Consider the following 4282-nt stretch of genomic DNA (forward strand, 5'->3'; position numbering starts at 1 on the left):
GGAGTCGGCCCCTATGTTCGCGACCGCAGCTCGGACGCAATCCCGTTCAGCTCGAGACCAAAAGCCGTAGTCGAGAACGACGTCGAGGCCCAATGACAGGCAGCGAACCCAGATAGGCTCCATGATCTCCAGGATTGCCGCCGCTCGATCCTGGAATGTGTCGGCGGGTGGGTCTTCGCCGAACAGGCGCGCCATCCATTCGTCAGGCGTGAAGCGGACGGCGCTGTGTTGAAGCTCTAGCCTCTTGGCCAGCGTCGTCTTTCCCGATCCCAAGAAGCCGAACACAAGATGAGCTGTAGCCATTCCCCCTCCTGGCGCCACTTCACGACCTCGATAGCAGATGAGATCAGCGCCAGCTAATCGGACCGCCTCGTACCGTTCGGCAAGAGGCCGGACACGCTCGCTTCAAACGCGGTGGTCCGCTTCGTGAAGGAGCGGATTGAACGGCTGCTGCGTCCTTGCCGGTGCTGAATGGCCGTTTTCCGCCCGTTGCGGCCATTCGCCAACTCTGATGCGCAAGGTCTCCCTTCCGCTGATCGGTGTACCGCCGCTGCTCCGCAATGCCTCTCATCGAAACCGCCAGAACTTGCGGCTGCGCCGACGTCGGCTCAACTTTCGAACGAGCTGAGCGTCGTTTGAGAAAAGCGCGGACGGCGGCGGCATAAGCCTGCGGCTCCTCCATCTCGGGGAAATGCGCGCTGTCCTCCAGGATTGAGAGGGTTGCGTTCGGTATGCGGTCGGCGAGATCCCGCTCCATGTCGAGGCCGACATTCCGGTCATGCCGGCCCACCAGAACCAGGGTGCGTGCCGTGATGCGGTTCAGTTCATCAACCAGCGGAGTTGCCCGCGCATTTTCATCCGCAAACACGACCGCGGCCATCCTGCCGCTGTTCGACAGCCCACTTTGCTCCCACAGGCGGCGGTTGAGTTCGGCCGCGTTCTGATTGTGAAAAAGGAAGCGGTCTACCGCCTGCCGATCAGCCAGGGCCCACACCGCGTTCATGCGTTGCATGGGCGAGTCCACCGGCTGGGCGGCAAGCACACGGATCTGTTCCCGCTGCTTGCCTGTGGCCAGAGCCTCGAAACCCCAGGTCTGAATGGCCGCGAGGCGGCGGTAATCGCCGTCGGGAGCAGATTGCAGGATGAGGCGATCAACTCGTTCGGGATGGCGGACTGCATATTCCATCGCGACGAGCCCGCCGAACGAAAAGCCGAGGAGGTTTATGCGCTCGGCACCGAGCGCGACTCTCAGCGACTCCAAATCGGCAACGATCGTCGGCATCGTGTAATCTGAAGGATTTGCCGGTGCAGCGGAACGGCCGCTGCCCCGCTGGTCGTAGTAGACGACAGTGGTGAACTTCTCCAGTTGCGGTCCGATTGTTCGCTCGTAAGTGTAGACGTTTCCGCCGGGGCCACCATGCACGATGATCAGCGGCGTCGTGCCAGCTCTGGCACCAGCGATCCTGACCCAGTGTTCGACGCCGTTCAGCACGATCCGGCGTTCTCCGTCATGCAGTCGAGCCGCATGTGCTGGCGAGACGAAACTGAGCGACACGAGCAGCGCCAGCAGGCGCACGATGGACTTCCACATGGTTTTCATTCTGGCAATTGAGCAGTGGCTTGCAAGTGGCCTCAGTCGCGTCAGCTAATCAGATGCGGACTGTCTGCCCCTCGCTGGCAGTAGGGTCCTTTGCAGGCTGCGGCGAATATCCGTTTCCCACCCATCGCCGACATTGGTGATCTTTGCGAAGCTTCGCCGTGCGAGCCACCCTCCGCATTGCGCTCGCTGCCACTGTCTCGGTCGCCGGCTACCTTCGCGCGGCAAAGCCGGTGTCAGGGGCAGCCAGGCCGGCGCGGGCTGCGGAGGGATCGCGCTTGCGGCGGATCCAGTATTCGACACCGGCCAGGTTGATGGTCCAGTTCAGCCAGGAGATCACCCGATAGGCGGGGTAGAATTCGTATCCGGACATCAACGCGGCAGGGAGCATCAGCCGTAGCGTGATCGCGCCGGTGAGCACCGCATAACCACGCAGCATCCATTCGCGATGTTCGTTCAGTCTCCCTTCGACAGCTGCGCGCAGTCCGCGCCAGGTGAAGACCGACCACAACAGGGCCGAAAGGGCGAACGGCGCGCCTGCGATCGGCCCCGCGCTCGTCCCCAAAGCGAGAATGAAACCGGAAGGGGCGCCCAATGCGCAGCCGAGGACATGGACGCGGCCGGTTGCGCGGTGGAAGGCGGGCAGGCGTCTCCGGATCGCAGGCATGAACTGGAGCGGCCCCACAACGAACGCGGCCATGGCCCCGATGACGTGCAGGACGAGGAAGGGCTTCGCGAATGCGTTCGCCACGATCGGCTCGGGCGCCGGGTGGCTGCCGGTGATGTAGCGCAGAGCGGATTCGACTGAGATCTGGACGGTCAGCAGCATGATGGCGCCCCACCAGGCAGCCCAGTAGATTCGAGGAAGCGTTCGCGTCATGATAAGCTCCAATGCGGTGTGAGCGCAGTGGTCGCGGCGCCGCCGGGGAGGGGAAAGGGGCTTTTGCGTGAACGGTGCATCTCGTTCGCGAACGGTGTCGGGGCAGCGGTGGCAGCGTCTTTCGGTCGATCTGCTGCTGCTTGCGGCATTCGGGCTTCTGATGGGGGAACTGGGGCCGTACCGGACGGCCGATGCGCCGGACGGGCTGCGGAGGGCCTATTGGCTGGTGGCGGTGCTCGGCGCTGGCCTCACCGCCATTCTGGCCGACAAGGCTCTGGAGCGGCGCATCCGCGGGTTCTGGGCGCGGATAGCCCTGGTTTCGCTCGCCAGCACCCCGCCGGTCACCCTGTTCATCTACGCACTCAACGCAGCGATGCTCGATCTTCCGAGGCGCCCGTGGCTGCTTCCGCAGCTTGCCTGGCAGGTGCTGATCGTGATGCTTCTGATCATGACTTTGCGGGCGCTGCTGTGGCGCCGGGTGGTGGAGACCCGAACGGTCGTGATGGCTCCGCTTCCGGGCGCCGAGCGCACCTTTCGTATGCGGCTTTCGGCCAGGCGCCGGGCAGCGAAGCTGATCGCGCTTGAAGCCGAGGATCATTATGTCCGCGTCCACACCGACAGCGGTTCCGAGCTCGTGTCGGTGCGGTTTTCCGAGGCTGTCGAAGAACTTGCCCAGGCTTATGGCCACCGGCTGCACCGGTCATGGTGGGCCGCGGCCGACGCGATCCAGGACGTGCGGTGGAACCGGGGAACGGGCGAGGCACGGTTGACGGGAGGGATATCGGCGCCGGTGAGCCGAAGCTATGCCTCTGCACTGAAAGACGCAGGATGGCGCTGAGGCGGAGAACAGGCTCCCCCTAGGCACGCGTCGCTAGCGTCGTTTCATTGGCGCCGGTGACCATCCCCCATCGCCCGCTATTGCGGCAAATAGAATTGCGTCACCATGCAGTAGAGCATCGGGATCGAGAGCACGAGGTTCGTGCGCGACGCCAGCATCGCCGTCTTTGCCGAGCGCGCCTTCACGTCGTCCTCGGCCGGCTTGATGCCGAGCGCACGCTGCTGGTTCGGCCAGATGATGAACCAGACGTTGGCCGCCATGATGATGCCGAGCCACATTCCGGTGCCGATCACCCGGTAATTCTCCTGGAAGGTGAGCGCCTGCATCAGGTAGCGGCCGGTGACGTTGGTCTCGGCGACCGCAATCCCGGAAATTAGGGTGACGAGCGCCGCCCAGCGGAACCAGAACAGGGCTTCGGGAGCGATATATTTGGAGACGCCGCCTTTGAGTTCGGCGGGTACCTTCGGCATGGTCGGGATCTGGACGAAGTTGAAATAATAAAGGAGGCCGATCCAGAGCACGCCCGAGATCACGTGGAAGAAGCGGAGCCAGTAGTTGATATAGCCGTCGGCGCCGATCTCGCCGCCGTGGAGCCCGAACATCGCAAGCGCCAGCAGCGCAACGCCGAGCAGCAGCGCCAGGTTGAGGTTCCCAAGTAGCTTCGCCATCGCCCCCTCCGTTTCTTTTTGTAAGGCTGCTCTCTATCGTAACGGAGCCGTCATGGGAATCCTGAACTGATGACCAAGCCGATCCTGTTCGACTATTACCGCTCCTCCGCCAGCTACCGGGTCCGGATCGCGCTGAACCTCAAGGGGATCGCCTATGAGACCGTGCCGGTGAACCTCCTCAAGGGCGAGCAGCGGGAGCCGGAGCATCGCGCGCGCAACCCGCAGGCGATGGTGCCGATGCTGGAGGTGGACGGGCTCAGGATCACCCAGAGCCTCGCAATCATCGGCTATCTGGAGGC

At 63.6% G+C, this 4282-nt stretch carries 6 protein-coding genes; 2 read left to right on the forward strand and 4 right to left on the reverse strand.

What is annotated here, in order from left to right:
* The 3 genes from VF662_RS04825 to VF662_RS04835 all read right to left on the reverse strand — a co-directional run.
* A partial coding sequence (locus tag VF662_RS04825; RefSeq protein ID WP_464138335.1) for a P-loop nucleotide/nucleoside kinase family protein occupies positions 1–303 on the reverse strand: 303 nt, incomplete at its 3' end.
* Positions 304–346: 43 nt separating this feature from the next.
* The gene (locus VF662_RS04830) at positions 347–1600 is read right to left on the reverse strand and encodes an alpha/beta fold hydrolase (protein ID WP_464138338.1); all 1254 of its coding nucleotides are present in this window, start codon (positions 1598–1600) and stop codon (positions 347–349) included.
* Between the two features lie 208 nt (positions 1601–1808).
* Positions 1809–2477, reverse strand: coding sequence for a DUF2306 domain-containing protein (locus VF662_RS04835; protein ID WP_464138341.1), 669 nt, complete (start codon positions 2475–2477; stop codon positions 1809–1811).
* 67 nt (positions 2478–2544) lie between these two features.
* Between VF662_RS04835 and VF662_RS04840 the strand changes: the two genes are divergently transcribed.
* Positions 2545–3315: a LytTR family DNA-binding domain-containing protein gene (locus VF662_RS04840; RefSeq protein ID WP_464138344.1), complete on the forward strand. Its 771-nt coding sequence runs from the start codon at positions 2545–2547 to the stop codon at positions 3313–3315.
* A gap of 77 nt (positions 3316–3392) precedes the next feature.
* Here VF662_RS04840 and VF662_RS04845 read toward each other — a convergent pair whose 3' ends face one another.
* On the reverse strand, positions 3393–3983 hold the full coding sequence (locus VF662_RS04845; RefSeq protein ID WP_464138346.1) for a urate hydroxylase PuuD: 591 nt from the start codon (positions 3981–3983) through the stop codon (positions 3393–3395).
* A gap of 69 nt (positions 3984–4052) precedes the next feature.
* Between VF662_RS04845 and VF662_RS04850 the strand changes: the two genes are divergently transcribed.
* The coding region (locus VF662_RS04850) for a glutathione S-transferase N-terminal domain-containing protein (protein WP_464138350.1) at positions 4053–4282 on the forward strand (230 nt) is incomplete at its 3' end.

The organism is Allosphingosinicella sp. (assembly GCF_036387215.1).
GTDB lineage: Bacteria > Pseudomonadota > Alphaproteobacteria > Sphingomonadales > Sphingomonadaceae > Allosphingosinicella.